The organism is Streptomyces sp. NPDC052701 (assembly GCF_040678355.1).
In the GTDB taxonomy this organism is placed as follows: Bacteria; Actinomycetota; Actinomycetes; order Streptomycetales; family Streptomycetaceae; genus Streptomyces.
In genome coordinates, this window is record NZ_JBFATO010000002.1 from 336,598 (window position 1) to 354,443 (window position 17,846).

Annotated in this window: 14 protein-coding genes and 2 pseudogenes; 7 read left to right on the plus strand and 9 right to left on the minus strand. The window is 71.7% G+C overall.

Translation table 11 applies throughout. The features are described 5' to 3' along the window. Window positions 1-33: 33 nt before the first annotated feature. Entirely contained in the window at window positions 34-1,539 is a 1,506-nt protein-coding gene (locus AB0L29_RS04650) for a hypothetical protein (RefSeq protein ID WP_365823270.1), read from the minus strand. Between the two features lie 526 nt (window positions 1,540-2,065). Then, window positions 2,066-2,867, minus strand: a pseudogene (locus AB0L29_RS04655) (transposase). A 33-nt stretch (window positions 2,868-2,900) separates the two neighbouring features. On the opposite strand from AB0L29_RS04655, the pseudogene AB0L29_RS04660 reads away from it, so the two are divergent. Beyond that, window positions 2,901-3,020 (plus strand): annotated as a pseudogene (locus AB0L29_RS04660) (EamA family transporter); the annotation flags it as partial. Between the two features lie 100 nt (window positions 3,021-3,120). Further along, window positions 3,121-3,399 (plus strand): DUF1876 domain-containing protein, encoded by a 279-nt coding sequence (locus AB0L29_RS04665; RefSeq protein WP_365823272.1) that lies wholly within the window; start codon window positions 3,121-3,123, stop codon window positions 3,397-3,399. A gap of 180 nt (window positions 3,400-3,579) precedes the next feature. Here AB0L29_RS04665 and AB0L29_RS04670 read toward each other — a convergent pair whose 3' ends face one another. The 4 genes from AB0L29_RS04670 to AB0L29_RS04685 all read right to left on the minus strand — a co-directional run bounded on the left by AB0L29_RS04670 (window position 3,580) and on the right by AB0L29_RS04685 (window position 7,809). Beyond that, window positions 3,580-4,752, minus strand: a complete 1,173-nt coding sequence (locus AB0L29_RS04670) for a serine hydrolase domain-containing protein (RefSeq protein WP_365823441.1) — start codon at window positions 4,750-4,752, stop codon at window positions 3,580-3,582. A gap of 453 nt (window positions 4,753-5,205) precedes the next feature. Next, window positions 5,206-5,970 (minus strand): ABC transporter ATP-binding protein, encoded by a 765-nt coding sequence (locus AB0L29_RS04675; protein WP_365823274.1) that lies wholly within the window; start codon window positions 5,968-5,970, stop codon window positions 5,206-5,208. Then, entirely contained in the window at window positions 5,958-6,722 is a 765-nt protein-coding gene (cbiQ, locus tag AB0L29_RS04680) for a cobalt ECF transporter T component CbiQ (protein WP_365823276.1), read from the minus strand. Before cbiQ ends, AB0L29_RS04675 begins: the two co-directional genes overlap by 13 nt. Before the next feature lies 1 nt (window position 6,723). Then, the gene (locus AB0L29_RS04685) at window positions 6,724-7,809 is read right to left on the minus strand and encodes an energy-coupling factor ABC transporter permease (protein ID WP_365823278.1); all 1,086 of its coding nucleotides are present in this window, start codon (window positions 7,807-7,809) and stop codon (window positions 6,724-6,726) included. Between the two features lie 165 nt (window positions 7,810-7,974). On the opposite strand from AB0L29_RS04685, the gene AB0L29_RS04690 reads away from it, so the two are divergent. Further along, entirely contained in the window at window positions 7,975-8,334 is a 360-nt protein-coding gene (locus tag AB0L29_RS04690) for an SsgA family sporulation/cell division regulator (RefSeq protein ID WP_365823280.1), read from the plus strand. 86 nt (window positions 8,335-8,420) lie between these two features. On the opposite strand, the gene AB0L29_RS04695 is transcribed toward AB0L29_RS04690, so the two are convergent. The 3 genes from AB0L29_RS04695 to AB0L29_RS04705 all read right to left on the minus strand — a co-directional run bounded on the left by AB0L29_RS04695 (window position 8,421) and on the right by AB0L29_RS04705 (window position 13,895). Next, a complete protein-coding gene (locus tag AB0L29_RS04695) occupies window positions 8,421-10,100 on the minus strand; it encodes a penicillin-binding transpeptidase domain-containing protein (RefSeq protein WP_365823282.1) in 1,680 nt (559 codons plus the stop codon). Window positions 10,101-10,195: 95 nt separating this feature from the next. Continuing rightward, window positions 10,196-11,824, minus strand: coding sequence for a penicillin-binding transpeptidase domain-containing protein (locus tag AB0L29_RS04700; protein WP_365823284.1), 1,629 nt, complete (start codon window positions 11,822-11,824; stop codon window positions 10,196-10,198). A gap of 319 nt (window positions 11,825-12,143) precedes the next feature. Next, window positions 12,144-13,895: a phospholipid carrier-dependent glycosyltransferase gene (locus tag AB0L29_RS04705; RefSeq protein ID WP_365823286.1), complete on the minus strand. Its 1,752-nt coding sequence runs from the start codon at window positions 13,893-13,895 to the stop codon at window positions 12,144-12,146. A gap of 62 nt (window positions 13,896-13,957) precedes the next feature. On the opposite strand from AB0L29_RS04705, the gene rsmI reads away from it, so the two are divergent. The 4 genes from rsmI (at window position 13,958) to AB0L29_RS04725 (ending at window position 17,809) form a co-directional block, all read left to right on the plus strand. After that, window positions 13,958-14,806: a 16S rRNA (cytidine(1402)-2'-O)-methyltransferase gene (gene rsmI, locus AB0L29_RS04710; RefSeq protein WP_365823288.1), complete on the plus strand. Its 849-nt coding sequence runs from the start codon at window positions 13,958-13,960 to the stop codon at window positions 14,804-14,806. Window positions 14,807-15,040: 234 nt separating this feature from the next. Continuing rightward, entirely contained in the window at window positions 15,041-15,922 is an 882-nt protein-coding gene (locus AB0L29_RS04715) for a TatD family hydrolase (RefSeq protein WP_365823290.1), read from the plus strand. Between the two features lie 117 nt (window positions 15,923-16,039). After that, window positions 16,040-16,906, plus strand: coding sequence for a 16S rRNA (adenine(1518)-N(6)/adenine(1519)-N(6))-dimethyltransferase RsmA (gene rsmA / locus AB0L29_RS04720; protein ID WP_365823292.1), 867 nt, complete (start codon window positions 16,040-16,042; stop codon window positions 16,904-16,906). Continuing rightward, the gene (locus tag AB0L29_RS04725) at window positions 16,907-17,809 is read left to right on the plus strand and encodes a 4-(cytidine 5'-diphospho)-2-C-methyl-D-erythritol kinase (RefSeq protein WP_365823294.1); all 903 of its coding nucleotides are present in this window, start codon (window positions 16,907-16,909) and stop codon (window positions 17,807-17,809) included. Window positions 17,810-17,846 lie beyond the last annotated feature (37 nt).

Sequence of the window (17,846 nt, forward strand, 5' to 3'; positions counted from 1 at the left end):
CGCCCGTGCGTGTTGGGTTTTTGTGCGGTATACCTAATTTCTCTTTGCGGTCTGCAGCAGCGATTCGAACGATGCTTGCGCTGCAGAATCGCTGTGAACAGAACTCAAGCCAAACCTTTCGGACACCTTCTGCTGGTCAGGCACATTGTATTTATTCTCTCTGCCGGCAGGTGCAATGATGGACATCATGTAAGGGTCCGTGTCATCTTGTTCGGGTGGAGATCGATGGGAGAAGTCCGGGATGACCTGCCAAAGAGTCACGTATTGCGGCCGTCGGGTGACATTAAGGATTTCATTGCTGTAGTAAATTCGTGAATGGTATTTGATGTACTCGTCGTCGACGCCAGCGACCCACTCGGGCGCGTCCTCTTTGTGATCAAAGTTATCCGCTTCAGGGTCCCATGACAGTTCCCGGGAATCAGTGAAACGCCAGTCAAGCGTCCCCCTGTCGGCCCTCACGATCATGAACTCAATCCTGGCGCTGATGATATCAAAATTAGCATTCGCGGGTAGTTGAACGAGCCTTTCATGATTGTATTTCCCCCCGGGTTCCAGCCAATCCCCCACGCCGGCCAGCCCTCCAAAGTCGATGAGATCCCAATCCCTCTCTTCGAAATTTCGGCGAAAATCCGATCCTTGCATCAAGTCTGCCTTCCAGTCCTTCATGCTCCTGGCGCCGCTGACGAACTTAGTTGAGCCGCCGTAGATGTGCCATATGGCATCAAGTACATAGATTCTTACTTTTGCAGAATTTTCGTAGTGCATGTGAATGGGCAGATTAAGTGCTGTTCCATCAGAACTTAGGCTTGGTTTCCCAAACTTAACCTCAAGGGGGAACGGGACAGTATGAGCGTAAGGTAGGTAAACCTGCGTATAGGCTAGATTCACTGCAGCGAGCAGACCAGAAGCCGTGACGCCAGCCGTGATCCCCTTAAGGTGAGGGATCTGCCCCCATACTCCTTGGCGAAATAGTTCCCAAAGCGCCCAAAATGACCAAATCAGTAGAGTTGGCCAGAGCCATAGGTAAATGGTGTATTCTCCGCCGTAAATGTGCACAAATAGCATTAGAGAATTGAGCACGAGGGTCGCGATGACGCCGATTAGTACTGCAGCACCTGAATATCTCAGATTTCGCTTGCGCCAGTAGTCAAGGATTGACAATAGCGCTACTAGTTGCACGAGTGCAGCAGCCAGGAAGGAAACTCCGGTAACCCGTCCACCATAGGACAGTGCTCTGAAGACGTCCTTTACGCCGATTTTTGCAAATACGCTGGCGTTGATTAGGAGACCGACTGTCATGGCGGCGGCAACCGATCGTCGTCGCCAGCGGTGGTCTGGCCAGACGCTGCTATCCCCGCCGCTCCAATGAACACGTGTGGGGTCTTCAATATCGATTTCTCCGGAAAAACCCGCACGGTGCAACAATCTGTGCAGGTCCCGCGCGGAAAATGCTCGCCCCAGAGTTCTCTCCAGGGTGGTGACTTCCCGCAAGCCGCGATCATCCGGCGGGTGCACGATAATGTACGGTTCACTGGTCACATGATGAACATAATGCGTAAAGTCCGGCAGGGCAATCAGTGCTAGTCCTATCGGATGAGTCTCAAAAATTCCATTTAAGACAGATCGGCCTCTTTGGGGTCGTTTAGTAAGTGCACCCGTTCGCAAGGGTTTTTGGTCAAACGCAAGTAAGGTCGGTTCAAAGAAGCTCGGGCCTGGCCGCTCCTCCTTTGGTTGCCATTAGGTGGTTGACGGTATGAGTGGGACCCTGGCTTCAAATCAGGGTATCCCTCGCGATCATAAATATCGGTTACCGCTGTAGATAATCAAAATGGGCAGGACTGAACCTAATTTCTCTACTGGCTGGTTGACTTCTGCTCAATTTACTGCGTGTCGGCGTCGTCGCTGCCGACGCGAGCTGTCTGCCTAAGTGGATATGAACTGATCTGGCCTGCGAAATTTCTAAGTTCTGAAATTGGCGACCGGTAGTGGCCTTTCTTGAATTACCTTCTTGAGAGTTGTCCCGTAAATGATCTGCGGCACGCTGGCTGACCAGCGTTGTTGCCGCTCATCCGGCGAGGGGGAAATTGTGCAGGCGGGCGATGCCGGGCATGGAGTGGTGGACGCCGTCGCATTTCAGGCGGCAGTCGCGCAGGATCTTCCAGGTCTTCGGGCGGACGAGGGCGAGGGCATGCTCGACGCGGGCGCGGACCCTGCGGTGTGAGGGTTGTGGTCCTCTTTCCAATCCGGGAGCTCGGCCTGGCCGCGTTCGCGGCGGTGCGGGACGACCGGACCGGTGCCGCGGTAGCCGCCGTCCGCGATCACCGTGACCTTCCCCGTGGGCGTCCTTCGCGCCGGAGATCTCCCCTGCCTGCCCTGCAGTCGTTGCGGTTGCCGGTGACCAGCCGGCCGACGGCGACGACGAGCCGGGTATCGGCGTCGATGACGACCTGGTAGTCGGTGGAGCAACGGTGATTCTTCGACTGTTCGGCGATGGCATGGTCGCGGGTGGGTACCGGGGTGCCGTCCACGATCAGCACGGTGTCCTTGCGGAACCGCCTGCGCTGCTGGAGCGCCGGCAACGGGCCGAGGTGGTCGCCGGTCCGGTCGGCCGCGGACTTCGACACCCCGGACAGGGCAGCCATCTGGTGCAGGGTGAGGTTCGTGCGCCAGTACGCGACGACCAAGCAGTACGTGGTCCTCCAGCGGCAGGCTCCAGGGCCGGCCTCTGAGGACCGGTTCCGCGCCCTCGCAGCGTAGCGCGGTGATGAACTTGCCGAACTGCCGCGGGCTCAGCCCGGGAACGGGGCCGTCCAGGAGGGTTCCGACGCCGTGATCACACCGGTTACGGGACAGCGCTTAACTTTGATCGACTCGTGGAAGCACTGTATGAGCCCGGTATGACACCGGTCATCGTGGGCGCGGTGATCGGGGCGGTGTTCTTCGAGGAGCGCTTCGGGGCCCCGCGGATCGCCGCGGCCGGGCTGCTGGTCCTCGGGATCGGGCTGATGCTGCACGCCGGGTGGCGCGGGCAGCTCGCGGGACCGGCCCCGGGAACGCCCGTGGGTGCGTCCGGGCGCCGCGAGGAGCACCCTGGAAGTAGGTGTTCCGGAGGTGATCGTCATGACAATGCGCACCACTGTGGGATGGCACGTCGAGCTGGAGTTCCAGGAGGACGACCAGCACACCAGGGCGGCCGCGATGGTCCGGCTGCCCGACGGCACCGAGGTACGGGCCCACGGGCACGCGACCCGGCACCGGACCGACGCGCATCAGCCGCGGGTCGGGGAGGAGATCGCCGGGGCCCGCGCGCTCAACGAACTCGCCATGAACCTGCTGACCAAGGCGCACGACGAGATCGACCAGGCGTCCGGCCGCACCTCGCACCCGATCCACATCTAGGGCCTGTCGGCGGACTCCCGCCTGCCCCGCGACGCCATGCACGCACTCTCGCCGCACCGGGCGCAGACCCAAGTACGTCCAGTACGAGGGCCCGCGCCCGGCACGCCGAGAGCACGCACCTGACGCCGCGGGGCCCGCCCTCCGGGCGGACGACGGGAGTCCGCCGACAGGCCCCAGGCCCTATCCGCGCTGTCCGAGCACGGCCTGCCGTACCGCGCGCACCAGCGCCTGCGCCCTCGGGTCCGCCGTCACCGTCCTGCGGAAGCCGTTGGTCACGTAGCCGAAGGCGATCCCCGACTCGGGGTCGGCGAAGCCGAGGGGCCCGCCGCGCCCCGGGTGGCCGAAGGAGCCGGGGGACAGGAAGGGCGAGGCGCTGCCGTGCAGCATGTAGCCGAGGCCGAAGCGGGTGTTCACGACCAGGACGCGGTCCGGTCCCGCCGACTCCTCGGCGCGGGCGAGTGCCAGCGTCTCGGGCGTGAGGAGCCCCGGCGCGCCGTCGGCCCCGCCGATCAGGGCCGCGTAGAAGCGGGCCAGGCCGTCCGCCGTCGCGATGCCGTTGGTGGCGGGCAGCGCGGCCGCGCGGTACGCCGGGTCGTTCTGGTCGGGGAACGGGGTGATCGCGGCGAACGCCCGGCGCGTCAGGGACGCGGGGTCCGCGTAGGCCTCGGCGACCGAGCGCTTGGGGCGCAGCCGCGGACCTCCGGCGGGCTCCGGCCCCTCGACCGGGCCGACCCGCCCGGCCCGGCCCGCCTGCGCGTGGGGCAGCCCCAGCCACAGGTCCAGGCCCAGCGGACCGGCGATCTGCGACGCGATCCACTCACCGGTGCCGCGTCCCGTCACGCGCCGCACCAGCTCGTCGAGCATCCAGCCGTACGTCAGCGCGTGGTAGCCGTGGTCGGTGCCCGGCTCCCACACGGGCGCCTGCGCGGCGACCGCCTCCGGTCCGCGCAGCGGGTCGAGGGCCTGCCCGGGAGTGAGGGGGTGGTCGAGGACCGGGAGACCGGCACGGTGGTTCAGCACGTGCCGGACCAGGACCCCGCCCTTGCCGTGCGCCTTGAACTCCGGCCAGTGGTCCCCCACCGGCGCGTCCAGGTCCAGCTCCCCGCGCTGGTGCAGCAGCAGGAGGACGGCGGCGGCGACGCCCTTCGTCGCCGAGCGCACCACCTGGGCCGTGCCCCGCTCCCAGGGCGCGTCGCCGTCCACGTCGCGCGTGCCGCCCCACAGGTCCACGACCTTGCGCCCGTCCCGGTAGACGGCGACCGCCGCGCCCCGCTCGCCGAGCGCGGTGAAGTTCCGTGCGAACGCTTCCCCGACCGGCTCGAAGCCCTCGGCCACCGTGCCGTGCACGTCCACGTCCACGTCCGCCTCCACGTCCGCCGTCCCTTCCCGATCTCCTGCGACAGTGCGGGCAACGCCCGTCCGGAGCCTGCGATTCCCCGGCGCCCGGCCCAGCGGGAACGTCACGTCGATGGCGCCGCGCGTGGCGTGCGGGTACGGGCGGACCTCGTGCGCCCCGTCCCCCGGACGTGCGCGCGGACGCATCGTGCACAAGGTACTGACCGGCGACCGGGCCGCCGTCGCCGGGGCGGCGGCCGTGGGTGATCCCGGATCAGCGGTTCCGGCCGGCGGCGTTCCCGCAGGAGCAGCGGCACCGGGTACTGCGGGTGGGTGTGAGGCCGGGTCCGTCCCGGAGCGGACGGTACGCGGCCGTCGCCGCGCGGTGGGCGGCGTACCGCGCGAAGCGCGACTGCTCGTCCGGCGGCGGCGAGCCCCCGCTCTCCTCGTCGGTCACGCGCCCATGGCCACTCAGCGTCCCGGAGCGGCGGGCACCGAGCGCGGGTCGAAGCCGTAGGGCAGCTCCAGGCGGTGGGCGCGCATCAGGTCCTCGTCGGCGAGCAGGTCGGCCGTCCTGCCGTCCGCCGCGATCACGCCGTCGCTGAGGATCAGGGACCGGGGGCACAGCTCCAGGGCGTAGGGGAGGTCGTGCGTGACCATCAGCACGGTCACGTCCAGCGAGCGCAGGATGTCGGCCAGTTCGCGGCGGGAGGCCGGGTCGAGGTTGGAGGACGGCTCGTCCAGGACCAGGATCTCCGGCTCCATCGCGAGCACGGTGGCCACCGCCACCCGGCGGCGCTGGCCGAAGGACAGGTGGTGCGGGGGCCGGTCCTTGAACCCGGCCATGCCGACCCGCTCGAGCGCCCGGTCGACGCGCTCCTCCAGCTCCGGCCCCCTGAGCCCGGCCGTCGCCGGCCCGAACGCCACGTCCTCCCGCACGGTCGGCATGAACAACTGGTCGTCCGGGTCCTGGAAGACGATGCCGACCCGCCGGCGGATCTCCGCCATGTGCTGCTTGCCGACCGGCAGTCCGGCCACCTTCACCGTGCCGGTGCCGCCGGTGAGGATGCCGTTGAGGTGCAGCACGAGGGTCGTCTTGCCGGCGCCGTTCGGGCCGAGCAGCGCGACCCGCTCGCCGCGCTGCAGGGTGAAGTCCACGCCGAACAGGGCCTGGTGCCCGTCGGGGTACGCGAAGGCCAGACCGGCCACTTCCAGTGAAGGTGTCACAGGGTCCATCCCAGCAGACAGACGACCAGGGCGGCGAACGGGAGGGCCAGCGCGCACGACCACTGGGCCCGGGAGGCGGTCGCCTCGTCCAGGACCGGCATCGAACCGGTGTAGCCGCGGCTGACCATGGCCAGGTGGACCCGCTCGCCGCGCTCGTAGGAACGGATGAACAGTGCTCCCGCAGACTTGGCGAGGACGCCCCAGTGCCGCACGCCCCGCGCCTCGAAGCCGCGCGACTCGCGGGCGATGCGCATGCGCCGCAGCTCGTCCGTGACGACGTCGCCGTAGCGGATCATGAAGGACGCGATCTGCACGAGCAGGGGCGGCAGCCTCAGCCGCTGCAGGCCCAGCAGCAGTTCGCGCAGCTCCGTGGTGGCCGCGAGCAGGACCGAGGTGGCCACTCCCAGCGTGCCCTTGACCAGCACGTTCCAGGCGCCCCACAGGCCGCTCACACTCAGGGACACGCCGAGCACCTCGACCCGCTCGCCCTCCGCCACGAACGGCATGAGCACCGCGAACGCGACGAACGGCACCTCGACCAGCAGCCGCTTGAGCAGGAAGCCGGCGGGGACGCGCGCCACCGACGCCACGGCCGCGAGCAGCACGGCGTACAGCCCGAAGGCCCACACCGCCTCCCGCGGGGTCGACACCACGACCACCACGAAGGCGAAGGCCGCGGCGAGCTTGGTGTGCGGCGGCAGGCCGTGCACGGGAGAGTGCCCGTGCCGGTACAGCCTGTGCGCCGCCCCGCCCGCACCCATGTCAGACGTTCTCGACGGCGGCGGGGGAGGTGTCGTCCGAGCGGCGGCGGCGCACCGCCCAGAACACCGCGCTGCCCGCCACGACCGTGACGCCGACGCCGATGACGCCCGCCAGCCCCCCGGACAGGCGGGCGTCATCGACCTCCTTGACGCCGTAGTCGGCGAGCGGCGAGCCGGCGGCCGCGTGCTCCTCGGCCTTCCGGTCCATCCCCTGGTCGGCGGCGACCTTCTCCAGGCCGTCGGGGCTGGCCGAGGCGTAGAAGCTGACGACCCCGGCGAGCACGAGCGAGGTGACCAGGCCCCCGGCCCACACCGCGCGGCGGGAGACCCGGGCGGCGGCCGGGGCGGGCCCGGCGGCGGGCGCGTCCACGAGTTCGCCGTTCACCCGGAGCTTGAGGGGCTGGTGCAGCCCGCGCGCCCCGTACACCAGGTCGGGGCGTACGCCGATGACGGCGCCGACGGTCAGCGCGGTGATCACCGCCTCGCCGACGCCGATGAGGACGTGCACGCCGACCATGGCGGTGGCGACCTTGCCGATCGGGACGTCGGTGGTGCCGCCGATCGCGTAGATCAGCGTGAAGGTCAGGGCGGAGGCCGGGACGGAGACGAGCGCGGCGACGAAGGAGGCGGCGGTCACGGCGTGACGGCCGCGCGGCAGCACCTTCACCAGGCCGCGGAAGAGGGCGTAGGCGACGGCCACCGTCACGATCGCCATGCAGGTGATGTTCACGCCGAGCGCGGTCAGACCGCCGTCCGCGAAGAGGATGCCCTGCATCAGCAGGACGACGCTGACGCACAGGACCCCGGTGAAGGGACCGACGAGTATCGCGGCCAGCGCGCCGCCGAGCAGATGGCCGCTGGTCCCCGCCGCGACGGGGAAGTTCAGCATCTGCGCCGCGAAGATGAACGCCGCCACGAGCCCCGCCAGCGGTGCCGTGCGCTCTCCCCCGCTCTCGGCCGCGCCCGGGCGGGAGTCGCCCCCCTGCTCACGGCGTGCGCCGCGCAGGCTCACGGCGACGGCGCCCGCGGCGATCACGCCGGCGGCGGCGGAGGTGGGGACGTCGATGAATCCGTCAGGTACGTGCACCGTTCGATGATAGTGGCTTGATGCGAACGGTTTGCAAGAGCGAGGGCCTCGTTATCTCACTGGTGATATATCCCCGCTCGATGCGCATGAATCGGAAAATATGGGACATAGGGGAGAGGTGGACGGACGGCTTCCACAGAGGCAGCGCATCGTGAGGGACCACCGATGTCCGTAGTCGAGCAGTACACGCGAGCCCACATCGTCACGGACGCGGACGTCCCCCTGCTAGGGGAGCGCGGGGCCGTACCCGTGCTGCTCAGGTACGACCCCGGGGACGACCCCGGCTCGGTGCGCGTGAGGCTGCCGGGCGCCGGCGCCCGGGAGTGGACCTTCGCGCGGGCCCTGCTGGAGGAGGGCCTGCGCGCCCCCGCGGGGAGCGGCGCGGTGCGGGTGTGGCCGTGCGGCCGGGTGCAGGCCGTGGTGGAGTTGCACTCCGCGCAGGGGGTGTCGGTGGTGGAGTTCGAGACGAAGACGCTGCTCAGGTTCCTGCGGCGCACCTACATGGCGGAGCCAGTGGCCCACTGAGCCCCGGCCCGGCCGCCCGTCTCGGCCGCCCGGCCCGGCCGCCCGTCTCGGCCGCCCGTCTCGGCCGCCCGTCTCGGCCGCCCGTCTCAGCCGCCCGCCTTCAGCAGCGCCGCCACGATCGGCCCGGCCGTCTCGCCGCCGTGCCCGCCCGCCTGGACCACGCCCGCGGCCGCCAGGTCGCCCCGGTAGGCGGTGAACCAGCCGTTGGGCTTCTTCTGGCCGTCGACCTCGGCGGACCCGGTCTTCGCGCCGACGTCACCGGAGACCCCGGCCATCGCCTCCGCCGCCGTGCCGTACGCCGCCGTGTACGCCATCAGCTCCCGCAGCTGCGCCAGCGTGCCCGCGGACAGGGTGCGCGAGGCCTTCGCCAGCCGCCGCCCGTCCACCCGCGGGGACACCAGGTACGGCTGGCGGAAGACGCCGGACTTGACCGTCGCCGCCACCGAGGCCATGTTCAGCGGGCTCATCCGGACCCCGCCCTGGCCGATCAGCGAGGCCGCCATCGGCGCCGCCGACTGCACCGGCACCGAGCCGTCGAAGGTCGGGACGCCGACGGACCAGTTGTTCATCGACAGCCCGAAGACCTGCTGGGCCTGCTTGGTCAGGTCGTCGTTCCTCAGCTTCGGGGCCCGGCTGATGAAGGCCGTGTTGCAGGAGCGGGCGAAACTCGCCTTGAACGTGCCGTTCCTTATCTCGAACTTGTCGTCGTTCTGGAACTTCCAGCCGCCGTAGGAGAAGTACTTCGGGCACGGGTGCTTCTTGTCCGCCGACGCCAGGCCCTTCTCGATGAGCAGCGACGACGTGATGACCTTCATCGTCGAGCCGGGCGCGAGCGAGCCCTGGAGGGCGGTGTCGAAGCCGCGCGAGGAGTTCGCCACCGCCAGGATCTCGCCGGTCGACGGGCGCAGCACCACCACCGACGCCCGGGCCTTCCTGGCCACCTGCCGCTCGGCGGCGGCCTGCAGGGCCGGGTCCAGCGTGGTCTTCACGGTGCCGGGCGTGCCGTCGCTCAGCTCCAGCAGGGTCTTGTCGGAGAGCTTGGCGGCCCTGGCGGCCTTGCCGCGCACCACCCGCAGCTCGATCCCGGCCCGGCCGCCGGCCTTCTTGCCGTACCTCTCGCGCAGCCCGTCCAGCACCGAGCCCAGCGACGGGTACGCGGCGGTGGTCAGCTCGCCGCCGTCCCGGTCGAGCGCCTTGACCGGGGGCGTGCCCGCCTCGCCGGTGACCAGCCGGTCGCCGTCCTTCAGCGCGGGGTGGACGACGGAGGCGTGCCAGTCGACCCGCGGCTCGCCGTCGCCGGCCCGGCGCACGACGGTCAGCGCGCTGCCGTACGCGAGCGGCTTGCCGGTGCCCCGGTGGACCACCGTGCCCTTCACCGTGAACGGGACCTTGTCGCCGGTGCGGGCGCCCGGGGCGAGGGTGACGTCCCTGACGCGGGCGTCCTTGGCGTAGCCGGTGAGCAGGGCGGCGGCGGCCGACGGGTCGTCGGTGGCGGCCGCGGCCTCGGCCACCCTGCCCCGCTGCCACGCCGTCAGGAAGCGCTCGGCGGTGGCGGTGACCTCGGCCGCCGACAGCGGACCGGTCTTGACCCTCGGCTTCTGCTCGGCGGCCGCGGACGCCGACCGCGCCCCGTCCTCGGCGGCGGCCCCGCCGGCGAGCAGTGCGTACCCCGCGACTCCCGCGCCGCCGACGACCGCGGCGATCACCCCGCCGATCACGGCGGGTCTCTTCTTCCGTCGCTCGGCGACGCGCCCTCTGCTGCCCACTGCTGTTCGTTCCTCCGGAAATCCCCAGGGTCCCCGTTGCCCCCGCTGTCCCAACGACGGCCACCACCCTAGAGTCCCCTCCCGCGCGGGTGAGCTCAGCCACCCGCTCGTAGCACTGCTGCGACAATCGGACCGGCCGCGTCGCCGCCGTGGCCGCCCTGCTCGGCCATGGCCGCGGCCGCGACGTCGTCGCGGAAACCGGTGAACCAGCTGTCCGAAGTGGCCTTCCCGTCGACCTCGGCGGAGCCGGTCTTCGCGCCGATGTCGCCGTCGAGCCCGGCCATGGCCTCCTGGGCGGTGCCCCGGGTGGCGGTCAGCCGCATCATCTGCTTCAGCTGGGCGGCGGTGGCCGCGGGCAGGCCCTTGGCGGTGGCCGGCTCACGGCCGTCGAGCCCCGGCGGCACGAGGTGGGGCTGGCGGAAGGCGCCGGTGATCGCGGTGGCCGTCACCGAGGCCATGGTCAGCGGGTTCATCTGGACCTGGCCCTGGCCGATGGCGCCCGCCGCGCGGTCCGGTCCGCCGACGGCGGGCACGCTGCCGTCGAAGGAGTCGATGCCGGTCCTCCAGTCGTCGCGGCCCAGCCCGAACCGCTCCTGGGCCTCCCGCGTCAGGGAGGCGTCCGTGAGCGGCTCCTCGTCGACCAGCTTGACGAAGGCCGTGTTGCACGAGCGCAGGAAGCTGTCGGCGAGCGTGGCTCCCTCGTCGGGCCGCATGCCCGTGAGGTTCCTGAAGGTCTGTCCCTGCCACACCGCGGTGTCCGGGCAGGGCGCCGCGCCGTTCATCGAGGTCACGCCGTTGTCGATGAGCATGGCCGCGGTGATGATCTTCATGGTGGAGCCGGGGGCGACGCGCCCCAGGAACGCCGCGTTGAAACCGTCCGCGCGCTGGTTGGCGACCGCCAGCACCTCACCGGTGCTGGGCTTGACGGCGACCACCGACGACTCGGCGAACCGCCCGACCGCCTTCTCGGCCGCCGCCTGCACCTTTGCGCCGAGCGTGGTGCGCAGCTTGCCGGGCCGGCCCTCGACGAGGGTCAGCAGCGGGGTGTCGGCGGTGGCCTCGTCGGCGTGCCGGACCACCAGCTCGACACCGGGGGTGCCGCCGGCCCGGTCGCCGTACCTGGCGCGCAGGGTGTCCAGGATCGGCCCGAGGGACGGGTACTTCTCCTTGGTCAGGACGGTGCCGTCGCGGTCCACCGCCTCGATCGGCGGGCTGGCCGACCCCTCGGTGACGAGCGTGTCGCCGTCCCGCAGCCGCGGATGGACCACGGACGGCCGCCAGTCCACCAGCGCCCGCCCGGTGGTGACCCCGCGCACGACGGTCAGCTTGCTGCGGTAGGTCAGGGGCCTGGACTTCCCGTCGTGGGCCACCGTCGCCTTCACCGTGTACGGCACGGTGGTGCCGCTCGCCGCGCCGGGCGTGATCCGCACATCGGTGATGTGCGCCTCCTCGGCGTACCCGCCGAGCAGCCTGCCCGCCTCATCGGCGTTGTTCGTGTACGACGCCGCCGTCGCCGCCTGCCCCTTCTCCCAGGCCGCGAAGAACCTCCCGGTCGTCTCCTCCACCTCGGCACTGCTGGGCGGCCCGGACTGCCGCTCCGAGCCCGGCCCGCTGCCGCCCGCGCCGTTCAGCGCGTTCACGATGTTGTAGCCGCCGTACCCGGCGCCGCCGACCATCACCGCGAACACGCCGCCTATGACGGCGGCCTTGACCCCCTTGCCCATCAGGCAGTCCCCTCACCGTTTCCGTCCTCGCACTGTAAGGGGCGTGAGGGACATGTGTGAGAGGAGTTTCCGCCTGGTGTCCGAAACCGGCGAGGTGCGCACCCCACGGGCCCAGCGCCTCACCGGCCGGGACCGGCGGCCGTGCCCTCGTCTCCGGACGCGGCGGCGCAGGCGCTTCCCCGCACGGTGTTTCAGCGGGTCACCCGGCTCGGTCGGGCCGCTCCCGGACCGTCCCAGGCCGCCGGCAGCGGCCGCTGACGACCGATGACGACCACGGCGGCGCGGCAGCCCGCTGGGCCGCCGTGGTGCGTCTGCCCGGCTAGACCCAGGTGTCCAGCCACATTCGCGTCCGCCAGTCGTCGATGGGGACGGCCTGGCCGGTGTAGAGGGGCCAGAAGTAGATGAAGTTCCAGGCGATCAGCAGGACCAGGACGCCCGCGCCGGTCGCGCCCGCCACGCGGCGGGTGTCGCCGGAGCGGGGCGGGCCGACGGCCGCGCCGAGGAGCATGGCCACCGCCAGGCACAGGAACGGCAGGAAGACGACGGCGTAGAAGTAGAAGATCGTGCGCTCCTGGAAGAAGAACCAGGGCAGGTAGCCGGCCACGACGCCGCAGGCGATGGCGCCCGCCCGCCAGTCGCGGCGGAAGAACCAGCGCCACAGGACGTACAGGAGCGCGAAGCAGGCCACCCACCACAGCAGCGGCGTGCCGAGCGCCAGCACCTCGCGGGCGCACTTGCCGCCCGCGTCGACGGGGCAGCCGTCCCTGCCGGGGGCGGGGTCCTCGTAGAAGTACGACACCGGGCGGCCGGCGACGATCCAGCTCCACGGGTTGGACTGGTAGGTGTGCGGCGAGGTGAGGTGGGTGTGGAAGTCCAGCACCTGCGCCTCGTAGTGCCACAGGCTGCGCCACCAGTCCGGGAAGAGCCAGGACCAGTCGCTGTTCCTGCCGTCGGTCGCGGCCCAGTTGCGGTAGTAGCCGCCGGAGCCGTCGCTCGGGGAGAGGATCCAGCCGATCCAGGACGCGACGTAGGTGAGGACGGCCACCGGCACCGTCGCCAGGAACGCCCAGCCCAGGTCGTGCCTGAGGACGGCCAGGTACGGGCGGCGGGCGCCGGCGACCCGGCGGGAGGCGACGTCCCACAGGACGGTCATGATGCCGAAGGCGGCCAGCACGTACAGGCCGTTCCACTTGGTGCCGATGGCCAGGCCCAGCATCAGGCCCGCCGCCCAGCGCCACGGGCGCGGGCCCAGGCGGGTCGTCTCGGCGACGTGCGCGTCGGGGCGGACGCGGCCGTCGGCGTCGGCCGGGAGCGCGGCGGCGAGTCTCGCGCGCGCCCTGTCCCGGTCGACGAGCAGGCAGCCGAAGGCGGCGAGGACGAAGAACATCAGCACGCCGTCGAGCAGCGCGGTGCGGCTCATCACGAAGTGCAGTCCGTCCACCGCCATCAGCGCGCCCGCCAGGCAGCCGAGGAACGTGGAGCGGAACAGGCGGCGGCCGATGCGGCACAGCAGCAGGACGGAGAGGGTGCCGAGCAGCGCCGTCATGAAGCGCCAGCCGAACGGGGTGAACCCGAACATCAGCTCGCCCAGCCCGATGACGTACTTGCCGACCGGCGGGTGCACGACGTACGCCGCGTCCACCGGGACGGGGACGTCGCCGTTGGCCGAGAGGATCAGCTTGTTGGCGTTCTTGTCCCAGTTGACCTCGAAGCCGCGGTGCACGAGCGCCCAGGCGTCCTTGGCGTAGTACGTCTCGTCGAATATCACCGCCTTCGGGCTGCCCAGGTGCCAGAACCGCAGGACGCCCGCCAGCAGCGTGACCAGCAGCGGACCGCCCCAGGCCGACCAGCGCGCGAGACGGTCCGCGAGCGTGTGCGGGACGCCGAGCACCGCCCACAGGCGCGGGCCGGGCGCGGTGTACGGCGGCACCAGGCGGTCCCGGACGTCGCTGGTCGGGCCCGCCGTGTAGCCGAAACGGCGCAGCCGCTGCTGCCAGGTGGGCAGCCGGTCGTGCGGCGCCTGGTCCTGCCGGGTGTCCGTGGAGTCCATGGACGACGCTGTACTGGTCACCGCGCCATCGTAGGGAACCCGCCTGTGGGAGTCCCGCGGATGCGCCCTGCGAGGATGGAAACGTGACAGGAACCCTTGTTTTGGCAGGCACTCCCATCGGCGACGTCGCGGACGCCCCGCCCCGGCTCGCCGCGGAGCTGGCCGGCGCGGACGTCGTCGCCGCCGAGGACACCCGGCGGCTGCGGCGGCTGACGCAGGCGCTGGGCGTCACCCCCCAGGGGCGCGTGGTGTCGTACTTCGAGGGCAACGAGTCCGCCCGTACGCCGGAGCTGGTCGAGGAGCTCGTGGGCGGGGCCCGGGTGCTGCTCGTCACGGACGCCGGGATGCCGTCGGTGTCGGACCCCGGGTACCGGCTGGTCGCGGCGGCCGTGGAGCGGGGGGTGCGCGTCACCGCCGTGCCCGGGCCGTCCGCCGTGCTCACCGCGCTCGCCCTGTCCGGGCTGCCCGTGGACCGGTTCTGCTTCGAGGGCTTCCTGCCGCGCAAGGCGGGGGAGCGGCTGGGGCGGCTGCGGGAGGTGGCCGGGGAGCGGCGCACCCTGGTCTACTTCGAGGCCCCGCACCGGCTCGACGACACGCTCGCCGCGATGGCCGAGGTGTTCGGCGCACAGCGGCGGGCCGCGGTGTGCCGGGAGCTGACCAAGACCTACGAGGAGGTCAGGCGCGGTCCGCTGGGCGAGCTGGCCGCGTGGGCGGCCGAGGGCGTGCGCGGCGAGATCACCGTCGTCGTCGAGGGGGCGCCGGACAGGGGCCCCGAGGAGGTCGGCGCGGCGGAGCTGGTGCGCCGGGTGCGGGTGCGCGAGGAGGCGGGGGAGCGGCGCAAGGAGGCGATCGCGGCGGTCGCCGCGGAGGCGGGGCTTCCCAAGCGGGAGGTGTTCGACGCGGTCGTGGCGGCGAAGAACGCCGGGGTGTGAGGCGTCACGAGGACGCGGGCCCCCTGCGCGCGGCCCGTTCGCCGGACGAGCGCGCGCCCGTGCGCGGGCGCAGCCCCCGGGGCCCCGGGAGGGGGAAGGCCCGGGCGGCTTCGGTGCTCGACCGGTCCGCCGCCGGCCCCCGTCCGGTCCGCCGCGCCGGTTCTCGCGCAGGGCGCGCCGGGCGGGCCGAGCGGCCCACCGGGACGGGCGTGCCCCTTTCGTAGGATCGGGGACATGCCTTCGAACGCCCCCGACAAGAACACCCCTCCGCCGCTGCCGGAGCCGCTGCGGGTGCCGGTCGCCGACTCGCACACCCATCTCGACATGCAGTCCGGCACGGTCGAGGAAGGGCTCGCCCGGGCCGCGTCGGTGGGGGTGACGACGGTCGTCCAGGTCGGTTGCGACCTGAACGGCTCCCGGTGGGCGGCCGAGACGGCGGCGGCGCACGACGGCGTCCACGCGACGGTGGCCCTGCACCCGAACGAGGCCCCGCGCATCGTGCACGGGGACCCCGACGGCTGGTCCCGGCAGGGCGCCCGCGAACCGGGCGGCGACGCCGCGCTGGACGAGGCGCTCGCCGAGATCGACCGGCTGGCCGCACTGGAGCAGGTCAAGGGCGTCGGCGAGACGGGCCTGGACTACTTCCGCACCGGCCCCGAGGGCAAGGCGGCGCAGGAGCGCTCCTTCCGCGCCCACATCGAGATCGCCAAGCGGCACGGCAAGACCCTGGTCATCCACGACCGCGACGCCCACGCGGACGTGCTGCGCGTCCTCAAGGAGGAGGGCGCCCCCGAGCGGACGGTGTTCCACTGCTACTCGGGGGACGCCGAGATGGCGCGGATCTGCGCGAGCGCGGGCTACTTCATGTCCTTCGCCGGCAACGTCACCTTCAAGAACGCGCAGAACCTGCGCGACGCCCTCGCCGTGGCCCCGCTGGAACTGGTCCTGGTGGAGACCGACGCCCCGTTCCTGACCCCGGCGCCGTACCGCGGGCGGCCCAACGCCCCCTACCTCGTCCCGGTCACGGTGCGGGCGATGGCCGCCGTGCGCGGCATCGACGAGGACGCGATGGCCACGGCCCTCGCCGCGAACACGGCCCGCGCCTTCGACTACTGAGATCCCCCGCGCGCCGGGGGCGAGTGCCTGGCCGCACTGCGGGGGTCGGCCGCGGGGACGAGCCGCGGCCGACCCGGCCGCACCGGGGCCGTCCGGCGGCCCCGTACCCTTGAGGCCGTGACCAGCCCCACCTCCGACGCCCTGCTGGGCCCCGCCGACGTCCGCGAACTGGCGACAGCCCTCGGCGTCCGCCCCACCAAGCAACGCGGCCAGAACTTCGTCATCGACGCCAACACGGTCCGCCGTATCGTGCGCACCGCGGACGTCCGCCCCGACGACGTGGTCGTCGAGGTCGGCCCGGGGCTCGGCTCGCTCACCCTCGCGCTGCTGGAGGCCGCCGACCGCGTCACCGCCGTGGAGATCGACGACACCCTCGCCGCCGCCCTCCCGGCCACCATTGCGGCCCGCATGCCCGAGCGCGCCGGCCGTTTCGCGCTGGTCCACTCCGACGCGCTGCACGTCGCCGAGCTGCCGGGGCCCGCCCCGACCGCGCTGGTCGCCAACCTCCCCTACAACGTCGCCGTACCGGTCCTGCTGCACATGCTCGACACCTTCCCGAGCATCGAGCGCACCCTCGTCATGGTCCAGTCGGAGGTCGCCGACCGCCTCGCCGCGGCCCCCGGCTCCAAGGTGTACGGCGTGCCCTCGGTCAAGGCCAACTGGTACGCCGAGGTCAAGCGGGCCGGTGCCATCGGCCGCAACGTGTTCTGGCCGGCGCCCAACGTCGACAGCGGACTGGTGTCCCTCACCCGCCGCGCCGAGCCGATCCGGACCACCGCCTCCAAGAAGGAGGTCTTCGCCGTCGTCGACGCGGCCTTCGCCCAGCGCCGCAAGACGCTGCGGGCCGCGCTCGCCGGGTGGGCCGGGTCCGCGGCCGCCGCCGAGGCGGCCCTGGTGGCCGCCGGTGTCTCCCCGCAGGCACGCGGCGAGTCCCTCACGGTCGAGGAGTTCGCCCGCATCGCCGAGCACAAGGAGTCCGAGTAAGTGAACGCGAGCGTCACCGTCCGCGTCCCCGCCAAGGTCAACGTCCAGCTCGCGGTCGGCGCCGCCCGCCCCGACGGCTTCCACGACCTGGCCAACGTCTTCCTGGCGGTCGGCCTGTACGACGAGGTCACCGTGGCCCCGGCCGACGAGCTCCGCGTCACCTGCCAGGGCCCGGACGCCGGCCAGGTCCCCCTGGACCGTACGAACCTGGCGGCCCGGGCGGCCGTGGCACTCGCCGAGCGCCACGGCCGCAGCCCCGCCGTGCACATCCACATCGCCAAGGACATCCCCGTCGCCGGCGGCATGGCGGGCGGCAGCGCGGACGGCGCGGGCGCGCTGCTGGCCTGCGACGCGCTGTGGCGGACGGGCGCCTCCCGCGAGGAACTGCTCGACATCTGCGCCGAACTGGGCAGCGACGTGCCGTTCAGCCTGGTCGGCGGGGCGGCCCTGGGCACCGGCCGCGGTGAGAGGCTCACGCCCCTGGAGGTCGGCGGCACCTTCCACTGGGTGTTCGCGATGGCCGGGCGCGGGCTGTCGACCCCGGCCGTCTTCCGCGAGTTCGACCGGCTCGGCCGGGGCCGGGACATCCCCGAGCCCGTCGCCTCCCGGGAACTCCTCGACGCCCTCGCCAAGGGCGACCCCCAGGCACTCGCCGCCGCCGTCTCCAACGACCTCCAGCCCGCCGCCCTCTCCCTCTTCCCGGAACTGGCCGGCACCCTCGCCGCCGGCCGCGCCGCCGGTGCCCTCGCCGCCCTGGTCTCGGGCTCGGGCCCGACCACGGCCTTCCTCGCCCGGGACGAGGACGCGGCGGCCGGGGTGGCCGAGGCACTGCGGGCGTCCGGCACCTGCCGGACGGTGCGCACGGCACCGGGTCCGGCGCCGGGCGCGACGATCGTCGGCTGACGGCCGCGCGGGGCCCGCACGCCCGCGCGGGCCCGCA